The sequence below is a fragment of the Streptomyces incarnatus genome, from assembly GCF_001027185.1.
In the GTDB taxonomy this organism is placed as follows: Bacteria; Actinomycetota; Actinomycetes; order Streptomycetales; family Streptomycetaceae; genus Streptomyces; species Streptomyces puniciscabiei.
Genome location: NZ_CP011497.1, coordinates 3,599,175 through 3,618,164, shown reverse-complemented (window position 1 = coordinate 3,618,164; position 18,990 = coordinate 3,599,175). Strand labels below are relative to the sequence as shown.

General features: G+C 72.0%; 22 protein-coding genes and 4 tRNA genes. 17 read left to right on the top strand and 9 right to left on the bottom strand.

Features of this window, described 5'->3' with window-relative positions; translation table 11 throughout:
- The first annotated feature begins 173 nt into the window (after positions 1-173).
- Both htpX and ABB07_RS41530 read left to right on the top strand, forming a co-directional pair.
- Positions 174-1,037 carry a zinc metalloprotease HtpX gene (htpX, locus tag ABB07_RS16085; RefSeq protein WP_208899348.1) on the top strand — a complete coding sequence of 288 codons (864 nt, stop codon included), beginning with the start codon at positions 174-176 and terminating at the stop codon, positions 1,035-1,037.
- Between the two features lie 13 nt (positions 1,038-1,050).
- Entirely contained in the window at positions 1,051-1,176 is a 126-nt protein-coding gene (locus ABB07_RS41530) for a hypothetical protein (RefSeq protein WP_279617389.1), read from the top strand.
- 322 nt (positions 1,177-1,498) lie between these two features.
- On the opposite strand, the gene ABB07_RS16080 is transcribed toward ABB07_RS41530, so the two are convergent.
- The 3 genes from ABB07_RS16080 to ABB07_RS16070 form a co-directional block, all read right to left on the bottom strand.
- Positions 1,499-1,900, bottom strand: coding sequence for a YccF domain-containing protein (locus ABB07_RS16080; protein WP_208899347.1), 402 nt, complete (start codon positions 1,898-1,900; stop codon positions 1,499-1,501).
- A 203-nt stretch (positions 1,901-2,103) separates the two neighbouring features.
- Complete coding sequence (locus ABB07_RS16075) at positions 2,104-3,366, bottom strand: APC family permease (protein ID WP_208899346.1); 1,263 nt, start codon at positions 3,364-3,366, stop codon at positions 2,104-2,106.
- A 232-nt stretch (positions 3,367-3,598) separates the two neighbouring features.
- Positions 3,599-4,087 carry a YajQ family cyclic di-GMP-binding protein gene (locus tag ABB07_RS16070; protein ID WP_208899345.1) on the bottom strand — a complete coding sequence of 163 codons (489 nt, stop codon included), beginning with the start codon at positions 4,085-4,087 and terminating at the stop codon, positions 3,599-3,601.
- Positions 4,088-4,324: 237 nt separating this feature from the next.
- Between ABB07_RS16070 and ABB07_RS16065 the strand changes: the two genes are divergently transcribed.
- Positions 4,325-4,406, top strand: a tRNA-Tyr gene (locus ABB07_RS16065).
- Positions 4,407-4,466: 60 nt separating this feature from the next.
- On the opposite strand, the gene ABB07_RS16060 is transcribed toward ABB07_RS16065, so the two are convergent.
- Entirely contained in the window at positions 4,467-4,949 is a 483-nt protein-coding gene (locus ABB07_RS16060) for a carboxymuconolactone decarboxylase family protein (RefSeq protein WP_208899344.1), read from the bottom strand.
- Positions 4,950-5,136: 187 nt separating this feature from the next.
- On the opposite strand from ABB07_RS16060, the gene ABB07_RS16055 reads away from it, so the two are divergent.
- The 3 genes from ABB07_RS16055 to ABB07_RS16045 are packed head-to-tail and all read left to right on the top strand — an operon-like array spanning position 5,137 to position 6,013.
- Entirely contained in the window at positions 5,137-5,490 is a 354-nt protein-coding gene (locus ABB07_RS16055) for a DUF6233 domain-containing protein (protein WP_208899343.1), read from the top strand.
- A 44-nt stretch (positions 5,491-5,534) separates the two neighbouring features.
- A complete protein-coding gene (locus tag ABB07_RS16050) occupies positions 5,535-5,759 on the top strand; it encodes a hypothetical protein (RefSeq protein WP_208899342.1) in 225 nt (74 codons plus the stop codon).
- Between the two features lie 41 nt (positions 5,760-5,800).
- Positions 5,801-6,013, top strand: a complete 213-nt coding sequence (locus tag ABB07_RS16045) for a hypothetical protein (protein ID WP_208899341.1) — start codon at positions 5,801-5,803, stop codon at positions 6,011-6,013.
- Positions 6,014-6,162: 149 nt separating this feature from the next.
- On the opposite strand, the gene ABB07_RS16040 is transcribed toward ABB07_RS16045, so the two are convergent.
- Positions 6,163-6,819: an SDR family oxidoreductase gene (locus ABB07_RS16040; RefSeq protein ID WP_208899340.1), complete on the bottom strand. Its 657-nt coding sequence runs from the start codon at positions 6,817-6,819 to the stop codon at positions 6,163-6,165.
- A gap of 263 nt (positions 6,820-7,082) precedes the next feature.
- Positions 7,083-8,348, bottom strand: coding sequence for an amidohydrolase family protein (locus tag ABB07_RS16035; protein WP_208899339.1), 1,266 nt, complete (start codon positions 8,346-8,348; stop codon positions 7,083-7,085).
- A gap of 354 nt (positions 8,349-8,702) precedes the next feature.
- Between ABB07_RS16035 and ABB07_RS16030 the strand changes: the two genes are divergently transcribed.
- The 8 genes from ABB07_RS16030 to ABB07_RS15995 all read left to right on the top strand — a co-directional run bounded on the left by ABB07_RS16030 (position 8,703) and on the right by ABB07_RS15995 (position 14,161).
- Positions 8,703-8,775: transfer RNA gene (locus ABB07_RS16030), tRNA-Thr, on the top strand.
- 46 nt (positions 8,776-8,821) lie between these two features.
- A tRNA-Met gene (locus tag ABB07_RS16025) sits at positions 8,822-8,894 on the top strand.
- Positions 8,895-8,984: 90 nt separating this feature from the next.
- The gene (rpmG, locus tag ABB07_RS16020; RefSeq protein WP_003948671.1) at positions 8,985-9,149 is read left to right on the top strand and encodes a 50S ribosomal protein L33; all 165 of its coding nucleotides are present in this window, start codon (positions 8,985-8,987) and stop codon (positions 9,147-9,149) included.
- A 237-nt stretch (positions 9,150-9,386) separates the two neighbouring features.
- Entirely contained in the window at positions 9,387-9,839 is a 453-nt protein-coding gene (locus tag ABB07_RS16015; RefSeq protein ID WP_208899338.1) for a MaoC family dehydratase N-terminal domain-containing protein, read from the top strand.
- Positions 9,840-9,846: 7 nt separating this feature from the next.
- Positions 9,847-10,275: a MaoC family dehydratase gene (locus tag ABB07_RS16010; protein WP_208899337.1), complete on the top strand. Its 429-nt coding sequence runs from the start codon at positions 9,847-9,849 to the stop codon at positions 10,273-10,275.
- Between the two features lie 113 nt (positions 10,276-10,388).
- Complete coding sequence (locus ABB07_RS16005) at positions 10,389-10,958, top strand: TetR/AcrR family transcriptional regulator (protein WP_208899336.1); 570 nt, start codon at positions 10,389-10,391, stop codon at positions 10,956-10,958.
- An 84-nt stretch (positions 10,959-11,042) separates the two neighbouring features.
- Positions 11,043-12,569, top strand: a complete 1,527-nt coding sequence (locus ABB07_RS16000) for a DHA2 family efflux MFS transporter permease subunit (protein WP_208899335.1) — start codon at positions 11,043-11,045, stop codon at positions 12,567-12,569.
- Between the two features lie 536 nt (positions 12,570-13,105).
- Entirely contained in the window at positions 13,106-14,161 is a 1,056-nt protein-coding gene (locus ABB07_RS15995; protein WP_208899334.1) for a UDP-N-acetylmuramate dehydrogenase, read from the top strand.
- A 42-nt stretch (positions 14,162-14,203) separates the two neighbouring features.
- Here ABB07_RS15995 and ABB07_RS15990 read toward each other — a convergent pair whose 3' ends face one another.
- Complete coding sequence (locus ABB07_RS15990; protein ID WP_208899333.1) at positions 14,204-14,836, bottom strand: NAD(P)-dependent oxidoreductase; 633 nt, start codon at positions 14,834-14,836, stop codon at positions 14,204-14,206.
- A gap of 101 nt (positions 14,837-14,937) precedes the next feature.
- On the opposite strand from ABB07_RS15990, the gene ABB07_RS15985 reads away from it, so the two are divergent.
- Entirely contained in the window at positions 14,938-15,549 is a 612-nt protein-coding gene (locus ABB07_RS15985; protein ID WP_208899332.1) for a TetR/AcrR family transcriptional regulator, read from the top strand.
- Between the two features lie 54 nt (positions 15,550-15,603).
- On the top strand, positions 15,604-16,311 hold the full coding sequence (locus tag ABB07_RS15980) for a hypothetical protein (protein ID WP_208899331.1): 708 nt from the start codon (positions 15,604-15,606) through the stop codon (positions 16,309-16,311).
- On the opposite strand, the gene ABB07_RS15975 is transcribed toward ABB07_RS15980, so the two are convergent.
- The gene (locus tag ABB07_RS15975) at positions 16,256-17,296 is read right to left on the bottom strand and encodes an adenosine deaminase (RefSeq protein ID WP_208899330.1); all 1,041 of its coding nucleotides are present in this window, start codon (positions 17,294-17,296) and stop codon (positions 16,256-16,258) included. The genes ABB07_RS15980 and ABB07_RS15975 overlap by 56 nt on opposite strands.
- Before the next feature lie 123 nt (positions 17,297-17,419).
- The gene (locus ABB07_RS15970; protein ID WP_208899329.1) at positions 17,420-18,646 is read right to left on the bottom strand and encodes a pyridoxal phosphate-dependent aminotransferase; all 1,227 of its coding nucleotides are present in this window, start codon (positions 18,644-18,646) and stop codon (positions 17,420-17,422) included.
- 262 nt (positions 18,647-18,908) lie between these two features.
- Between ABB07_RS15970 and ABB07_RS15965 the strand changes: the two genes are divergently transcribed.
- Positions 18,909-18,981, top strand: a tRNA-Trp gene (locus tag ABB07_RS15965).
- Positions 18,982-18,990: the final 9 nt, after the last annotated feature.

Here is an 18,990-nt window from a genome sequence, read left to right as displayed (position 1 = left end):
GTGGGGCACACCCGGCCCCACGCGCACGTGGCCGCACGCACCCCGTCACCCGTACGGCCCCGGCGCGCACCCGCACCCACCAGGGAACTCCCAGCCGCCGCCTGGCGTTGTCACAGGCGGGAGGGTCCACTGGACCAAAGTGTTCCCCAGCTGCACGACTTGGAGGGCGCACAGTGCACCGCCGGCACAACGGGCTCAGGACCGCAGTACTCCTCGGGGGGCTGTCCGCACTCATCATCGTCATCGGCAGCTTCTTCGGCCGTGCCGGTCTGGTCGTCGCGGTCCTGGTCGCCCTCGGGACGAACGCGTACGCGTACTGGAACAGCGACAAGCTGGCCCTGCGCGCGATGCGCGCCCGCCCGGTCAGCGAGTTCGAGGCCCCGGCGCTGTACCGGATGGTCCGTGAGCTGTCCACGCAGGCCCGCCAGCCCATGCCCCGCCTGTACATCTCGCCCACGGAGGCCCCCAACGCCTTCGCCACGGGCCGCAACCCGCGCAACGCGGCCGTGTGCTGCACCGAGGGCATCCTGCGCCTGCTGGACGAGCGCGAGCTGCGCGGCGTCATCGGCCATGAGCTCAGCCACGTCTACAACCGGGACATCCTCATCTCCTCGGTGGCCGGTGCGCTCGCCTCGGTGATCATGTTCCTGGTGAACTTCGCCTGGCTCATCCCGGTCGGCCGCTCGGACGACGACGACGGCCCCGGCCTGCTCGGCATGCTCTTGATCATGATCCTCGGCCCGCTCGCCGCCAGCCTCATCCAGCTGGCCATCAGCCGCTCCCGCGAGTACGAGGCGGACGCCTCCGGAGCCCAGCTCACCGGCGACCCGCTGGCCCTCGCCAGTGCCCTGAGAAAGCTGGAGACCGGCACCCAGCAGCTCCCGCTGCCCCCAGAGCCGCGGATCGAGACCGCCAGCCACATGATGATCGCGAACCCGTTCCGCCCTGGTCAGGGGCTGTCCAAGATGTTCTCCACGCACCCGCCGATGGCGGAGCGCATCGCCCGGCTGGAGCAGCTGGCGGGCCGTCACCGGTGAAGGCCCGCAGTCCTTGGAGGGACGGGACGAGCAGGACGACGCCCCGGTCACCCTGGTCCGTCCAGGGCCGGTGGCGACGGCCGTGAGCGCCGTGCCGCGGGAAGAGTTCTCGAAGGCGGCACTGAAGACCGGTCTGTAGGACCTGCGGTGGCTGGAGGCGACCGCCCGCGCCCATCACCCGGTCATCGAGACCCTGGCCCGGCACACCACGGTCCCCCTGCGGCTGGCCACCGTATATCTCGACTAGTTGCGGGTCCGGGACATGCTGCGCGAGCAGTCGCCGCGCTGCTGGAACGGCTCGCCGACCAGGAGGAACGGGGCGTCAAGGTGCACGCCGAAAGTGCCTGCCGACGCTGAGCCCGACCCCCCGCGGAAGTCGGCGGCCCGGCGGTGGAGCGCGCCCGGCACCGGCCGCAGGAGGCGGACCGCCCCTGTGGTCGGCGCCCCGGCACGGGGGGGGATCAGCGCCCGGCGAATCCCTGGTCCGACGCGACCACCTCACGTCCGAGCGGCATGAGCGAGACCGGGACGAGCTTCAGGTTCGCCCAGCCGAAGGGGATCCCGATGATCGACAGGAACAGCGGGATGCTCGTGATCAGGTGCCCCAGTGCCAGCCACCATCCCGCGAAGATCACCCAGATCACGTTGCCGATGAAGGAGCCCGCCCCCGCGTCCGGCCGTTCCACGGTCGTCCGGCCGAACGGCCACAGGACGAAGCCGGCGATGCGCAGCGAAGCGATGCCGAACGGGATGGTGATGATCAGGACGAAGCAGATCACGGCAGCGATGAGATAACCGATCGCCATCCACAAGCCGCAGAAGACGAGCCACAGGATGTTGAGCAGCAGGTTGAACACCTTCATGATCGGTACCTCTCCAGGTCGTTCCGTCGGCATGCCTGCTGCCACCAGTATCAGCATGTCCGGCGTTCGGGCAGAACCGCAGCATCCTTGTGGCGTGATCGGGAACGTTCGCGGACGGTCCCACTCGGCGGCGCCGCCGGCCCGCCGGGCGGGCCGCCGGAAAACGGGCACCACGCGCGCGTGCCGGGCGCGCTGACAAGGCGTCACTCGGTACGCCGCCGCGCCCGCCGCCGTACGGCGTGGACCGCCACGCCCACCGCGAGCACGCCCGCCCCCACGGCCACCGAGACGGCGGGCAGCGCGAACGCCAGCGTGGCGCAGCCCAGCAGGCCCACCACGGGCACCACGCGGGCGGCCGGGGCCGGACTCAGGGTCCACGCGGAGGCGTTGGCGACGGCGTAGTAGGCGAGCACGCCGAAGGAGGAGAAGCCGATCGCGCCCCGCACGTCGACCGTCGCGGCCAGTACGGCGACCACCGCGCCCACGGCGAGCTCCGCCCGGTGCGGCACCTGGAAACGCGGGTGCACGGCCGCCAGCACCCGGGGCAGATGCCCGTCCCGGGCCATGGCGAGCGTCGTCCGGGACACGCCGAGGATCAGCGCGAGCAGCGAGCCGAGCGCCGCCACCGCGGCCCCCGCCCGCACCACCGGCACGAGCCCCGGCGCGCCGGCCGCCCGTACCGCGTCGGCCAGCGGCGCCGCCGCGTGCCCGAGCCGGTCCGGACCGAGAACGGCGAGCACGGCGACGGCCACGCACGCGTACACCACGAGTGCGATCCCCAGGGCCAGCGGGATCGCGCGCGGGATCGTGCGCGCCGGATCCCGTACCTCCTCCCCCAGGGTGGCGATCCGGGCGTATCCGGCGAACGCGAAGAACAGCAGTCCCGCCGCCTGGAGCACCCCGCCCGCGCCCGACGACAGCCCGATGTCCAGCCGCCCGGCGCCGGCCCGCCCGGAGGCCAGGCACACGACCACCACGGCCGCGAGGACGGCCAGCACCACCGCCACGATCACGCGCGTCAGCCACGCGGACTTCTGGAGCCCGCCGTAGTTCACCGCGGTGAGGGCGACCACGGCCGCGACCGCCACCGCGTGCGCCTGCCCGGGCCATGCGTAGGCGCCCACGGTGAGCGCCATGGCCGCGCAGGACGCCGTCTTGCCGACCACGAACGCCCAGCCCGCGAGATAGCCCCAGAAGGGGCCCAGCCGTTCCCGCCCGTACAGGTACGTCCCGCCGGAGGCCGGATGGCGCGCGGCCAGCCGGGCCGAGGACATCGCGTTGCAGTAGGCCACCACGGCCGCGAGCGCCAGCCCGGGCAGCAGCCCCGGTCCGGCCGCGCGCGCGGCCGGACCCAGGGCCGAGAACACGCCGGCCCCGACCATCGAGCCGAGGCCGACGACCACGGCGTCCCGCACCCCGAGGGTGCGGCGCAGTCCGGGGCCCGGTCCGGTGCCGGAGAAGGTCATGCGCCGACCCTACTGACCGCCCCGACGGCGCCGTGGACCGGTGATGTCGTCCACGTCAACAGACCACGAACCCACGGTCACCAGGTCGCGAACACACGGACACCGGATCACGAACACTCGGTCAACAGGGCGCGAACCACGGACACGCGCGAAGACAGCACGGAAGGGTGGGCACCGCTCGGGGTGCCCACCCTTCCGTTCGGGTCCTACCGCTAGGTGTTGCCGGTAGGTCTTACCGGTAGTTCACGAACTGCAGCGCGAAGTCGAAGTCCTTGCCCTTCAGCAGCGCGATCACGGCCTGCAGGTCGTCCCGGCTCTTGGAGGAGACGCGCAGTTCGTCACCCTGGACCTGGGCCTTCACACCCTTCGGGCCCTCGTCGCGGATGATCTTCGCCACCTTCTTCGCGTTCTCCTGGGAGATCCCCTCCTGGATCGACGCGAAGATCTTGTACTCCTTGCCGGACAGCTGGGGCTCGCCCGCGTCCAGGGCCTTCAGCGAGATACCACGCTTGATCAGCTTGGACTCGAAGACGTCGAGGACGGCCTTCACCCGGTCCTCGGAGTTCGCCTCCATGAGGATCTTCTCCCCGGACCACGAGATCGAGGCACCCACGCCCTTGAAGTCGTAGCGCTGCGAGATCTCCTTGGCGGCCTGGTTGAGGGCGTTGTCGACCTCCTGCCGCTCGACCTTCGAGACGATGTCGAAACTGGAGTCGGCCATGTCCTGTGGCTCCTTGTATCGGGGTGCGTATCGGATGCGTGTCGGGTGCGTGCCGGCGTGCGCGGCGGCGGCCGCCGGGCCCGGCGTCGTACCGGGCCGCATCCGCACCAGCCTAGCCACCCCACGAGCCGAGGGGCGGAGATCAACCGGGTGGCGAAGCACCCCCGTGTATCGGGTATTGTTTACGTCGTCGCCAGGGAGCACCGCCGAGAAGTGGTTCGATCTGGTGGCCGACCCGGCGGTGTGCCCGAGCGGCCAAAGGGAGCAGACTGTAAATCTGCCGGCTCAGCCTTCCCAGGTTCGAATCCTGGCGCCGCCACACGGAATCGAGAGCCCCGTGACCTGCGAGAGCAGGTCGCGGGGCTCTTGTCGTCGGTCGTCAGTGGAACTTGGCGGCCATGCCCGCCTCGTAGTCGCCGGCGGGCTGCTGGGTGATGACGTTGCCGCGGTTGAAGGCGTTGATGGCGGCGATCTGGGCCACCAGGTCGGCGAGCTGGTCCTCGTCGTAGTACTTGGCCGCGTTCGCCCACACCTCGTCCGGGACGCCGCCGGCCGCGTCGGCGATGCGGGTGCCCTGCTCCGTCAGCTCCAGCGCCGCACGCTCGGCGTCGGTGAAGACCTTGGCCTCCCGCCAGGCGGCGACCAGGTGGAGGCGTACGGCGGTCTCGCCGGCCGCGGCGGCTTCCTTGGTGTGCATGTCGATGCATCCGGCACAGCCGTTGATCTGGCTGGCGCGGAGCATCATCAGTTCGCGGGTCGAGGCCGGCACGGTCGACTCCGAGAGCGCCCTGCCCGCGGCGATGAGGTGCTTCATGGCCTTGGCCGCGACCGGACTGGCCATGACGTTCAGACGAGCTTCCACGGTGTACTCCTGGGTGGTTGCCGGTGCGTACGCCCTCTTGGACAGAGCGGCCCCGCGCGCTGTGACAACCCATGAATGTGACCTGCGCCTCATGTGTCTCGTACGGCGGAGAACCGTTTCGGCGCGGATCCCGTTCGGTCGCATCCCGCTGGTCGCACTTCCGGGTATCCTCACTAGAATCGAACGTGTGAACGATGACCGTCCGCTGACGCGTCTCGACATGCTGCGTTTCGCCCGCCGCGTCGTCGAACACCAGGCCGCGCGGCAGCTCGCCCTGATGGACCGGTGGATCGCGGACGAGGAACGCAGGGAAGCCGAACGGCAGCGCCGTCTCGCCACCCGGCAGGCCGCTCCGGACTGGCTGATCGAGCGCGGCCTGAACGGCCGCACCGCGGTGTACGTCCACGTCGGCGGCTGTACCGGCGCCGGCGGGCGGGCCAAGGAGGTCGGGCGGAACCAGGCGGTCCGTGCGCTCACCGAAGGAGGAGTCGCCGCATGCCCGCTGTGCCGCCCCGACACCGCGCTGGGAATACTGGAATGACCGGTCCGGGTGCACGCCCGGACGGTCCGGACGATGCTGGAGCCATGGCCGGGAAACGCCCCATCATCGTGCACCTGCCGTCCCCGACCGGCGGCCGCCGGGTCCGGGTGGACGGCGAGATCCTCGGCCTGGCGCACAGTGTCGCGGACCTGGTGGAGTTCCTGCGCCGCGCGGGGCTGGAGATCGAGCCGGAGCAGGTGGCCGACTCGCCGCTGATCGACTGGCGCGGGGTGGGCCCCGATCGCTGGGAGGCCGAGACCCGCACCTGACGGCGGTGTCGCGCCGGCGCCGGTGCGGGCACACTGACGGCATGTCCTCCCGACGCGGAACCTGCCCTGTGTGCCACCGCGACATCGCCGTCGTCGCGGGCCGCTACGCGCGGCACGACCCGCCCGGCGCACGGCAGAACGGCGAACTCGTCTCCTGCGCCGGGTCACGGCGGCAGGCCCGACTCGGGGCCGCCCAGCCCGCGTTGGACGGATTCGCCGTACCGGAGTTTCCCGGGCAGCTGCCTCTGTTCTGAGTCACGAGGAGTCCGAGTCACGAGGAGGCGGAGCGAGACTGCTGGCGAGTTGGCCTGCGTGCGCGGGCGGGTGAGCTGACGCGGGGACAAGTGGACGGCGCAGACGGCTCGGTGGCGGGACCTGTCCGTTCAACGGCCGGAGGCCTGCGTCAGTTCCCGGCCACCGACTTCACCGCCACCGACACCGGTGCCGATCCGCTGATCAGCTCCAGCGTCAGGCCGGCCGTCGCCGGGGTGTCCACCAACTCCGCGAGTACGGCCGCCACATCGTCCCGGGGGATCGCGCCGCGCCCTGTGTGCGCCTCCAGACGGACCTGACCGGTACCGGCGTCGTCCGTCAGCGAGCCGGGGCGCAGGATCGTCCAGTCCAGGGCCTCCTGGCGGGCGATGTACGCGTCCGCCTCGCCCTTGGCGCGCAGGTACGCGTCGAAGACGTCGTCGCCCCGGTGCGCGGGATCCGCGCCCATCGAGGACACGACCAGGAACCGGCGCACGCGCGCGCGAACGGCCGCGTCCGCGAACAGCACCGCCGCGCCCCTGTCCACCGTCTCCTTGCGGGCCGCCCCGCTGCCCGGGCCCGCGCCGGCCGCGAAGACCGCCGCGTCGGCGCCCTGCAGGTGCGCCGCGACCTCCTCCACCGAGGCGGACTCCAGGTCGAGCAACACCGGTTCGGCGCCCGCCGCCCGCAGGTCGTCGCCCTGTTCGGACCTGCGGATGATCCCCGCGACCTCGTCCCCGCGCGCGGAGAGCAGGCGCTCCAGCCGCAGCGCGATCTGACCATGACCACCAGCGATGACAATGCGCATGATTCCGACCGTACGCCGGACGGGGCGCATCCGCCGCATGGGTTGCCCGGCGTGGCAGAACCGCGCCGCCTCACGCCAACGACCATGCCGACGGGCTCACGCCCACGGACGCGCCGCCGGGAGCGCATCTCCGGGCTCGCACCCACGGGTACGCGCCGGGCACGCACGGCCCCCCGCCCGTGCCCCCCGCGCACGCACCCCCCACCGCACGCCCCCCTCGCCCGCGCTCCCAGGCGCCGACTCCCGCCCCCGCACCACCCCCCTCACGACAACTCGCCCCGCCCCTGCCGCGGCAACCCGAGCTCCGCCGTGGCAACCGAGTTGCAGTACTCGCGTACCGCACTCGTGCGGGCCACCACCCGGCCCCGGTGGACCACGATCCGGCTGTAGGCCAACGACAGGGCGCCGGCCAGGCGGTTGCCGCGTACGGCGAGGAGGTCGGCGGGGAAGCCGGCCTCCACGCGTACCTCCGGCAGTCCGAGCGTGGCGCGGGCCGAGCTGCTGACGGCGTCGTAGGCGTCCTCCGGGCGCAGGCCGTGGGTGGAGGCGAGGAGGTAGGCGGCCTCCAGGGGATCACCGCGGCCCACGGGGTTGGCGGCGTCGCGCAGGGCGCCGCTGCCGGCGGACACGCGCACTCCGGCCGCGCGCAGCAGCCGTACCGGGGCGGCGCCCCGGCGGTCGGCGCCGCAGCAGCTGCCCTGCGGGAGGCACACGACCGTCACGCCGGCCGCCGCGAGCTGGTCCGCGGCGCGGGAGGCGGCCTCGGTGGGCAGGCGCGCGAGACCGGCGCACGGTCCGATCGTCACGCCGGGGCGCAGGCCCCCGGCCATGGCCGCGAGCCGGGACAGCCGGGCCGGGTCGGAGGCGTCCGTGTGCAGGTCCACCGGGCAGCCGTGCTCGGAGGCGACCTCCAGGACCGCCTCCACATAGCCCGTGGGGTCGGGGTCCAGGTCGGGGCAGCCGCCCACCACGGACGCGCCCATCTTGAGCGCGTCGCGCAGCATCGCCAGCCCGTCGGCCCCGGCCACCCCGGTCAGCAGCCGTGGCATCGCCACCGCCGTCAGCTCGGCGAGCCCGCGCAGCGAGCGCCGTGCCTGCAGGACGGCGCCCAGCGCGCCGAGCCCCTGCACATCGCCCACGCGCACGTGCGCGCGTGCCGCCGTCGCGCCGTGGCCGAGCTGCAGCAGGGCCGCCTCCGTAGCCCGGCGCTGGACGTCCTCGGGGGCGTAAGACACCGGGCCGGGGCGCTCGGCGGACAGCGCGGTGTCGCCGTGGGCGTGCGGTTCCGCCGGGGCCGGCAGGAGCAGGTAGCCGTTCAGGTCCACGCGCGTGGCGCCCGTCCGGGCCGGGCCCGGCGCCAGACTGCCGGCCGTGCCCACCGCCTCGATGCGCCCGCCGCCCAGCCGTACGTCCACCGTCCGGCCGTCGGTGAGGCGCGCCCCGCACAGCAGCAGGGCGGCCGGGTCGGACTGGCCCGAGGAGCCCGAGGAGTTCGACGGCGGGTGGGGCTGCGGCTGGCTGTCGGGCATCGCGCTCCAGGAGGGGGCCGGGGGCTCGGGCGGGCCCGCGTGAGACACCGGGGCCCGGGCCCCAAGATCACGCAGAGCGAGTCGAGCCTAGGGTGGCGAGCCGCGCCGGGCGCGCAGGAGCGCAATAGTCGTACCGGTTGGTCCGCCCATGGCAGTACACGTGTCGCCCACCCGCGTGGCCCGGCTCTCCCCGATGAGGCCCACGCGCGCGTGCCGCCGCTCCCGCTCCGCGCGCTCCCTGTGCTCCGTGCGGCGACACTGGGGCCGCTGCGAGCGCTGGGGTGGGAGTTGCCGGGAGCCGCCGGATACGGATTTGGGTGAACGGCGGCGGACCGTGTAATGTCTTCATCGCTCGCCCCAATAGCTCAGTCGGCAGAGCGTCTCCATGGTAAGGAGAAGGTCAACGGTTCGATTCCGTTTTGGGGCTCTGGTGTGAGAGGTTCCCGTCGAAAGGCGGGGTCCGATCACATCACAGCGGTGTAGCTCAGTCGGTAGAGCAAGCGGCTCATAATCGCTGTGTCACCGGTTCAAGTCCGGTCACCGCTACTGACAGTAGCCGATTGCGGGGTCGGTCCTTCGATCGGCTACTCTTTCTTGCGTTGAATTAGTCCACCCGTTCGTCTTAGGAGCACTCACGTGGCTGCCACCGACGTCCGCCCGAAGATCACGCTGGCCTGCGTGGAGTGCAAGGAGCGGAACTACATCACCAAGAAGAACCGGCGTAACAACCCGGACCGTCTTGAGATGAAGAAGCACTGCCCGCGTTGCAACGCGCACACCGCGCACCGCGAGACGCGATAAACAGGCTCGTCCGCGAGGCCGTCCCCTTCCGAGGGGGCGGCCTCGCGGCGTTTCACCGCTTCACCGGCGTTTCACCGCTTCACCAGTGCTTCATCCTCACCAGCGCTTCGGCCCCACCGGCGCTTCGGCTCCCCCGTGCTTCAGCGGCCAGGGGGCACACGCGTCCCCCCGCGCATTCCCCGGCGGGAATCCGGCTAATTTGGGGCCATCACAGCAGACATCAGGAGGTGCCGGGCCATGGCGCTCGACCAGTCCTTCGTGGGACGGACCTACCCGCCCACCGCGCCCTATGAGGTGGGCAGGGAGAAGATCCGCGAGTTCGCCGAGGCGGTGGGCGAGACCAACCCGGTCTACACGGACCCGGAGGCCGCGAAGGCGTTCGGTCATTCCGATGTGATCGCCCCGCCGACGTTCGTGTTCGCCATCACCTTCCCGGCCGCCGGGCAGATCGTCGAGGACCCGCAGCTCGGACTCGACTACAGCCGCGTGGTGCACGGCGACCAGAAGTTCGCCTACAGCCGCCCCGTACGCGCCGGCGACCGGCTCTCCGTGACCTCCACCATCGAGGGCATCAAGTCCCTCGCGGGCAACGACATCCTGGACATCCGCGGTGAGGTGCACGACGAGGCCGGCGAGCTCGTCGTGACCGCCTGGACCAAGCTCGTGGCCCGCGCGGCCGAGGAGGCGTGAGGACCTGATGACGGCGAAGATCGCGTACGACGACGTCGAGGTCGGCACCGAACTCCCGGCGCAGACCTTCCCCGTGACCCGTGCCACGCTCGTGCGCTACGCGGGCGCCTCCGGGGACTTCAACCCGATCCACTGGAACGAGAAGTTCGCCAAGGAGGTCGGCCTGCCGGACGTCATCGCGCACGGCATGTTCACCATGGCCGAGGCGATCCGCGTGGTCACCGACTGGACCGGGGACCCGGGCGCGGTCGTGGAGTACGGCGTCCGCTTCACCAAGCCGGTCGTCGTGCCGAACGACGACCAGGGCGCGCTGATCGAGGTCAGCGGCAAGGTCGCGGCCAAGCTGGACGACAACACCGTGCGCGTGGACCTCACGGCGACCAGCGGTGGCCAGAAGGTGCTGGGCATGTCCCGCGCGGTCGTGCGGCTGGCCTGACGGCTCCACCGGAACCGGTGATGTAAGGGGCGTCCTCCCTGGTGGGGCGCCCCTTACGTGCGTCCCGGTCCGGACGGCTTGCCAAGTTAGTGATTGAGTACTAACTTAGCCGCATGCCCAGGATGAGTGCAGAGGAACGACGCGAGAGCGTCATTCGCGCGGCGATCGCCGAGTTCGCGCAGAGGGGCTACTACGGCACCTCCACCGAGGCGATCGCGAGCCGCGTGGGGGTCTCGCAGCCGTACCTCTTCCGGCTCTTCCCGGGCAAGAAGGCGATCTTCGCCGCCGCGTCGCTGCGCTGCGTCGACGACACCTGCCGGGTTTTCGAGGAGGCGGCCGAGGGGCTGCGGGGCGAGGAGGCCCTGCATGCCATGGCGAACGCCTATGTGCGGCTGATCACGGAGCAGCCCGAGAAGCTGCAGATGCAGATGCAGACGTACATCACGGTCGCGGCGGCCGAGGCGGAGGGTGACCATGAGTTCGGCGAGGCCGTGCGGACGGCCTGGATGAAGCTCTGGGACACCGTTCACCTGCCGCTGGGAGCGGACGACAACGAGACCACGACCTTCCTGGCGTACGGAATGCTCATCAACGCCCTCGCGGCCATGGGGTTTCCGCCCCAGCACCGGGTCTGGCAGGGGATGTATCCGTCGGCCCGGACCACCGGCCGGCTGGAGAAGTAGCGGAACGAGGCGGCTGCCCTGCCTTTTTTCATGCGCACGAAAGTTAGTAAGCAATAACTAACTAGATCGCTCTCTGGGGGAGAGATGTCACAGCAGACCGCACCGAGCACGGGCCGCGGAAGCGCCGCCTGGGCCCTCGTCATCACCAGCGTCGCCGGCTTCATGGCGGCCCTCGACAACCTAGTCGTGACCACCGCCCTGCCCTCCATCCGCAAGGATCTCGGCGGCGCCCTGGACGACCTCGAGTGGACCGTGAGCGCCTACACGCTCACCTTCGCCGTCCTGCTGATGTTCGGCGCGGCGCTCGGTGACCGCTTCGGCCGCCGCCGGCTCTTCATCGCCGGACTCGCCGTCTTCACCGGTGCCTCCGCCGCCGCGGCCATGGCCCCCGGCATCGGCTCGCTGATCGCCGCCCGCGCGGTCCAGGGCGTCGGCGCGGCCGTGATGATGCCGCTCACGCTGACCCTGCTGACCGCGGCCGTCCCCGCGGCCAAGCGAGGGATGGTGTACGGCATCTGGGGCGCCGTCAACGGGCTCGCCGTCGCCTCCGGACCCCTCATCGGCGGCAGCCTCACCGAGCACGTCTCCTGGCACTGGATCTTCTGGCTGAACGTGCCGCTCGGCCTGGTCACGCTGCCGCTCGCCCGTCTCCGCCTCGCCGAGTCCCACGGCACCGGCGCCCGGCTCGACGTCCCCGGCACCCTGCTCGCCAGCGGCGGCCTCTTCGGGATCGTCTACGGCCTGGTCCGCGGCCCCGCCGACGGCTGGACCGACACCGTCGTCCTGACCGCGCTGTTCGCGGGTGGCGCGCTGCTGACCGGGTTCGTCCTGTACAGCTCGCGCGCGGCCAACCCCATGCTGCCGATGCGGCTGTTCCGGTCCCGCGCCTTCTCCGGCATCAACGCGGCCAGCCTGCTGATGTTCGTCGGCATGTTCGGCTCGATCTTCCTGCTCAGCCAGTACATGCAGGGCGTGCTCGGCTACTCGCCCACCGAGGCGGGCCTCAGGATGCTGCCCTGGACCGGCATGCCGATGCTCGTCGCGCCGATCGCCGGGATCCTCTCCGACCGCATCGGCGGGCGCCCGGTCGTCGCCGCGGGCCTGTTCCTGCAGGCCGCCGGTCTCGCCTACATGGCCGCGGTCGCCACCACGGACGCCTCCTACGCCGCCCAGCTTCCCGCCCTGGTCGTCAGCGGGGTCGGAATGGCCCTGTTCTTCGCGCCGGCCGCCAACCTGGTGATGTCCAGCGTCCGCCCGCAGGAGCAGGGCATCGCGTCCGGCGCCAACAACGCGCTGCGGGAGGTGGGCGGAGCGCTCGGCATCGCGGTGATGTCGTCGATCTTCTCCGCGCAGGGCGGTTACGACAGTGCGCGGAGCTTCGTCGACGGCCTGCGGCCCGCCCTGGTCACCGGCTCGGCGGTGGTCGCCCTCGCCGCGGTCGCTGCCCTGGTGATACCGGGCCGGCGCAGGGCCGCCCGTCTCGCCGCGGCGGACGAGCGGACGCCCGCGACCGCCTCGGAGGGCACTCCCTCGGAGGGCGCGGCGCCGGCGGCCGGGGCCTCGGTGGCCACGGCCCCGGCGGCTACCGCCTTGGAGAGCACCGCCCGCTGAGGACGGGACCCTGGATCGCCACCCGGCAGACCTCCAGCGACCGAATGCCGGGGAGCCGGGAGAAGGCGGAGCCGGCGGCTCACGTGGCCCGACGACGGTCGGCAGTTGGGGCACACACCGCCTACGCGCGCGTGGTCTTCGAGAGGAGGCCACGCGCGCGTGCATGTGTGCTGGCTTCCACCCGCGCGTACATGCGTCTGTGCCGTCCACGCGCGCGTGCCGGTCGGCAGGGAGCGGTCAGCCGTGGGCGGCAGGGGGCCGAGGCGTCATGCCGCAAGGGCCGTTCCTGGCGGGGCGTGCGGGGACGGGACCAGAGGTCGCCCGCCCCGCGAGGGCGCCCTCGTAGCCCCGGACAGGCCGGCCGGGGACGAAGGCAAGATCGCCTCGACGCCACCCTGCGTCAAGGCCCTGGCCCACCGGACGAGAGGCCCCCGCCCCGCCCACGGTGCCGAGAAGCCCCCGGTCCCGGCCTCGGCGCCGCCGTCGCCGCCCGCGTGGATGCCGGGCTGTCGGGGCCGTCTCGTAGTCTTGGGCCCGTGCAGGTACTCCACGACGCCCCTCTTGCCCCGCTGACCACCTTCCGGCTGGGCGGTCCCGCGACGCGGCTGGTCACTGCGGTGACCGACGCCGAGGTGATCGCCGCCGTCCGTGAGGCCGACGACAGCGGGACGCCGCTGCTGGTCATCGGCGGTGGATCGAACCTGGTCATCGGCGACAAGGGCTTCGACGGCACCGCCCTGCGCATCGCCACGCGCGGTGTCGAGATGCGCGGTACGACGCTGGAGCTCGCCGCCGGCGAGGTGTGGACGGACGCCGTCGCCCGCACGGTCGAGGCGGGGCTCGCCGGCATCGAGTGCCTGGCCGGCATCCCCGGGTCCGCGGGTGCCACGCCGATCCAGAACGTGGGCGCCTACGGTCAGGAGGTGTCCTCCACCATCACCGAGGTCATCGCCTACGACCGGCGCGCCGGCGAGACCGTCACGCTCACGAACGAGGAGTGCGCCTTCGCCTACCGCCACAGCCGCTTCAAGGCCGACCCCGAGCGCCATGTCGTGCTGCGCGTCCGCTTCGAGCTGGAGGACGCGGGCGGGCTGTCGGCGCCCGTCAGGTACGCCGAGGCGGCCCGTGCGCTCGGTGTCGAGCCGGGGGACCGGGTGCCGCTGGCCGAGGCCCGCGAGACCGTGCTGAAGCTGCGCGCCGGGAAAGGCATGGTGCTCGACCCCGAGGACCACGACACCTGGTCCGCCGGGTCCTTCTTCACCAACCCGATCCTCACCGGCGAGCAGTTCGACGCGTTCCACGCGCGCGTGCGCGAGCGGCTGGGCGACGGCGTGGAGCCGCCCGCCTACCCGGCGGGGGAGGGCCGTACGAAGACCTCCGCGGCCTGGCTGATCGACAAGGCGGGCTTCACCAAGGGCTACGGCACCGGACCGGCCCGCATCTCCACCAAGCACACCCTCGCCCTCACCAACCGGGGCGCCGCCACCACCGAGGACCTGCTGGCCCTGGCCCGCGAGGTGGTCGCCGGGGTCCGCGAGGCCTTCGGGATCACGCTCGTCAACGAGCCGGTGACGGTCGGCGTCAGCCTGTAGCGCATCGGCCCGCAGGGACAGACCGGGGAGCGAGGCGCACGCCTAGTACGCCACTCCCACTCCCTGCTTCACCGTCGCCTCGTCGTCGATCATCGCCAGCATGGCGTGCGCGACGTCGGCGCGTGCGATGAAGCGGCCCTGGCGCGGGAAGCCGCCGACGACGGTGCGGTAGCGGCCGGTGAGCGGCTTGTTCTGCAGGCGCGGTGGCCGTACGGACGTCCAGTCCGTGGCGCTGCGGGCCAGCTCGGCCTCCATGGCGCGCAGGTCGGTGTAGACGTCCTTCAGGGCGGCCGAGACCAGACCGCGCATCGCACGGTCGAGCGTGCCGTCGCCCTCTGCGGCGGGGCCGACGGGACCGGCGCTGACCACGAGCAGCCGTCGTACGCCCTCGGCCTCCATGGCGTGCAGGACCGTACGGGTCAGCCGGGTGGCGACCCCCGCGTCCTTGCGGCTGCGCGCGCCCAGGCCGGAGAGGACGGCGTCCCGGCCGCTGACAGCGGCGCGCAGCTCCTCGGGGTCGGCGAGGTCGGCGCGGAACACCTCCAGCGTGTCCCCTGTGACGTCGAGCCGGGCCGGGTCGCGGACCACGGCCGTCACCCGGTGGCCGGCGCCGAGGGCCTGACGCACGATCTCGCGGCCGATGCCGCCGGTGGCGCCGAAAACGGTGAGGTTCATGAGTACTCCCGCACTGGATGGTGGGTGAGTGTTCACTCACCCTTGCCTCCCTCTAGAGTGGGTAAGCACTCACTCACTCGTCAAGCCCGATTGGACGCCCCATGGAGCCGAAGCCGGCACGTGTCCGCATCCTCGACGCCGCCCACGAGCTCATGCTCACCGTCGGACTCGCCCGCGCCACCACCAAGGAGATCGCCCGCGCGGCCGGCTGCTCCGAAGCGGCCCTCTACAAGTACTTCGACAGCAAGGAGGAGCTGTTCGTGCGCGTGCTCACCGAGCGGCTGCCCCGGCTCACGCCCCTCCTGGCCAGTCTCGCCGCCGAACCCGGACAGGGCACCCTGGAGGGCAACCTCACCGAAATCGCCCGCCAGGCCGCGCTCTTCTACGAGCAGAGCTTCCCGATCGGCGCCTCCCTGTACGCCGAGACCCAGCTCAAACGGCGCCACGACGACGCCCTGCGCAGGCTCGGAGCCGGCCCGCACCGGCCCATCGAGGACCTGGACGCCTACCTGCGCGCCGAACAGGCCCTCGGCCGCGTCCGCGCCGACGCCGACACCTTCGCCGCCGCCAACCTGCTGCTGGGCGCCTGCGCACAGCGCGCGTTCGCCTACGACATGACCGCCACAGGGGAGCGGCCGCCGGTCGACGCGTTCGCCGCGCGGCTCGCGAAGACGCTGCTGGGCGGAATCTCCGTTGCGCCCACGCGCGCGTGACCCCCACGCTGGGCACATGACAAGCACCCGGACAGCCGCCCCGTGGAGCACCGTATGCGGCTGAGGCTGCGCGAGTTCCGGCCCCGCACCGGACCGCACGCATACCGGGTCGTCCAGCCGCGGCACCCCCTGCGGCACACCTCCCTGCGCGCTCCCGACCCCATCGGCCTGCTGCTCGGCGACCACGACGGACTGAGCCGGCTCGCGGGCCTGTTCTCCTTCGCCGCCTGCTCCCGGCACACCATCGTCCATGTGCCGCTGCGCGACGGCGTCCCGCCCGACGAGGGCGTCGGCGAGCCGGTCGACCTCGTCCTCGTCCACCGCAGCCTCGGCCTGCGCGCCGGTCACTGGCCCGAACTGCGGCGCAGGCTACGGCAGGGCACCCCGCTCACCGTCCGCACCGACGAGGCGCGCACCGCGCGGGACGCCGCCGCCTGGCGCGCACGCCAGGAGCTGACCGGTTTCCGGGACGAGCTGAGGCACGCCACGCACGCGCGTACCCTCTTTTTCTTCGGCGACCGGGACCTGTTCGCCGACACCGCGGTCTTGCTCGCCCGGGCGGCGGGCCACGGGCCGCATCAGGCGGGTGTCGGCGAGGGACACATGGCGTACCTGGGGTCGGTCTTCCACCTGGTCGACCCGCCCGGCGGCGGGCATCCGATCGAGGTGATGGTCTGCTTCAAGGCATATCCGCCCTACGCCCACTTCAGGCCGCCGGGCGAGCCAGCCACTCGTCCACGCCGGCCAGCAGCCGCGCCCTGACGTCCTCCGGGGCAGCCGACGCCCGCACCGACTGCCGGGCCAGCTCGGCCAGTTCGGCGTCCGAGAAGCCGTGGGCCTGCCGCGCGATCTCGTACTGTGCGGCCAGCCGGGAGCCGAACAGCAGGGGGTCGTCGGCGCCGAGGGCCATGGGAACGCCTGCCTCGAAGAACGTCCGCAGCGGGACGTCCTCGGGCTTCTCGTACACGCCGAGCGCCACGTTCGAGGCCGGGCACACCTCGCAGGTCACGCCCCGGTCGGCCAGCCGCTTCAGCAGCCGCGGGTCCTCCGCCGCGCGCACCCCGTGCCCGATCCGTGAGGCGTGCAGGTCGTCCAGGCAGTCGCGCACCGAGGCGGGGCCGGTCAGCTCACCGCCGTGCGGGGCCGACAGCAGACCGCCCTCACGCGCGATGTGGAAGGCCCGGTCGAAGTCCCGCGCCATGCCGCGCCGCTCGTCGTTGGAGAGCCCGAAACCGACCACACCCCGGTCCGCGTACCGCACGGCCAGGCGGGCCAGCGTACGGGCGTCCAAGGGGTGCTTCATGCGGTTGGCGGCGACCAGCACGCGCATGCCGAGCCCGGTCTCCCGGGACGTCGTCTCCACCGCGTCCAGGATGATCTCCAGCGCGGGGATCAGCCCGCCGAGCCGGGGCGCGTACGACGTCGGGTCCACCTGGATCTCCAGCCACCCCGAGCCGTCCCTGAGGTCCTCCTCGGCGGCCTCCCGGACCAGGCGCTGGATGTCCTCCGGCCGGCGCAGGCAGGAGCGCGCCGCGTCGTACAGCCGCTGGAAGCGGAACCAGCCCCGCTCGTCGGTGGCCCGCAGCCTCGGCGGCTCACCGCTGGTCAGCGCCTCCGTCAGGGCCTCGGGCAGACGTACGCCGTACTTGTCGGCCAGTTCCAGGACGGTTCCCGGCCGCATCGAACCGGTGAAGTGCAGGTGCAGATGGGCCTTCGGCAGCTCAGAGACATCACGTACACGCTCCATCCCAGGATCCTGCCGTACGCACCTGTCACACCGGTAGCCGTTTCCCCGTACGTGGTCTTGCTCGCACAAACGAACAGGGGCACCTCCGAGGTCCGGAGGTGCCCCTGTCCAGAAATGGACCACTCAGTCCCTGGCCTCCGCCAGCAGCTTCTGGATGCGGCTCACGCCCTCGACGAGGTCCTCGTCGCCCAGCGCGTAGGACAGCCGCAGATAGCCCGGCGTGCCGAAGGCCTCGCCCGGGACCACCGCGACCTCGGCCTCCTCCAGGATCAGGGCGGCCAGCTCGACGGTGTCCTGCGGGCGCTTGCCGCGGATCTCCTTGCCGAGCAGGGCCTTGACCGACGGGTAGGCGTAGAACGCGCCCTCGGGCTCGGGGCAGACCACGCCGTCGATCTCGTTGAGCATCCGCACGATGGTCCTGCGGCGCCGGTCGAAGGCCTCGCGCATCTTCGCCACGGCCTCGAGATCACCGGAGACGGCGGCCAGCGCGGCCACCTGGGCCACGTTCGAGACGTTGGAGGTGGCGTGCGACTGCAGGTTCGTCGCGGCCTTGACGACGTCCTTCGGGCCGATGACCCAGCCCACGCGCCAGCCGGTCATGGCGTACGTCTTCGCCACACCGTTGACCACGACGCACTTGTCGCGCAGCTCGGGCAGCAGCGCCGGCAGGGACACCGCGGCGGCGTCGCCGTAGACCAGGTGCTCGTAGATCTCGTCGGTGAGCACCCACAGGCCGTGCTCCAGGGCCCAGCGGCCGATCGCCTCGGTCTCGGGCTCGGAGTACACCGCGCCGGTCGGGTTGGACGGGGAGACGAAGAGCACGACCTTCGTCCTCTCCGTGCGCGCCGCCTCCAGCTGCTCGACCGAGACGCGGTAGCCGGTCGTCTCGTCGGCCACGACCTCCACCGGGACACCGCCCGCCAGGCGGATGGACTCCGGGTACGTCGTCCAGTACGGCGCCGGGACGATGACCTCGTCGCCCGGGTCGAGGATCGCGGCGAACGCCTCGTAGATGGCCTGCTTGCCGCCGTTGGTCACCAGGATCTGCGAGACGTCGGGCTCCCAGCCGGAGTCGCGCAGCGTCTTCGCGGCGATCGCGGCCTTCAGCTCGGGCAGGCCGCCGGCCGGCGTGTAGCGGTGGTACTTGGGGTTCCTGCAGGCCTCTACGGCCGCCTCGACGATGTAGTCCGGGGTCGGGAAGTCGGGTTCGCCGGCGCCGAAGCCGATCACCGGACGCCCGGCGGCCTTCAGGGCCTTGGCCTTGGCGTCCACGGCGAGGGTGGCGGACTCGGAGATCGCGCCGACTCGGGCGGAGACCCGGCGCTCGGTGGGTGGGGTTGCAGCGCTCATGGAGCCCATCGTTCCAGACCGGAAATGTCCCCGGCACACGGGTTTCACGGACTGAACAACCAGGGGTCGAAGCGTGAACACGGGTCCGAATACGCCCTCCGGCCAGGACGATCTTTGGTCAAGTGGCCCCGGACGGGCTCTTTCTGTTCGACGCCGGGCCGTGGACCACGTACACTCTCACCTCGTTGGCCTTCAGAAGCCGCCGCCGAAACCGGTGCACACCGCGCACCCGGCCGGATGCGGTACGTTGGGGGACACACAAAGGGTCGTAGCTCAATTGGTAGAGCACCGGTCTCCAAAACCGGCGGTTGGGGGTTCAAGTCCCTCCGGCCCTGCTACACACA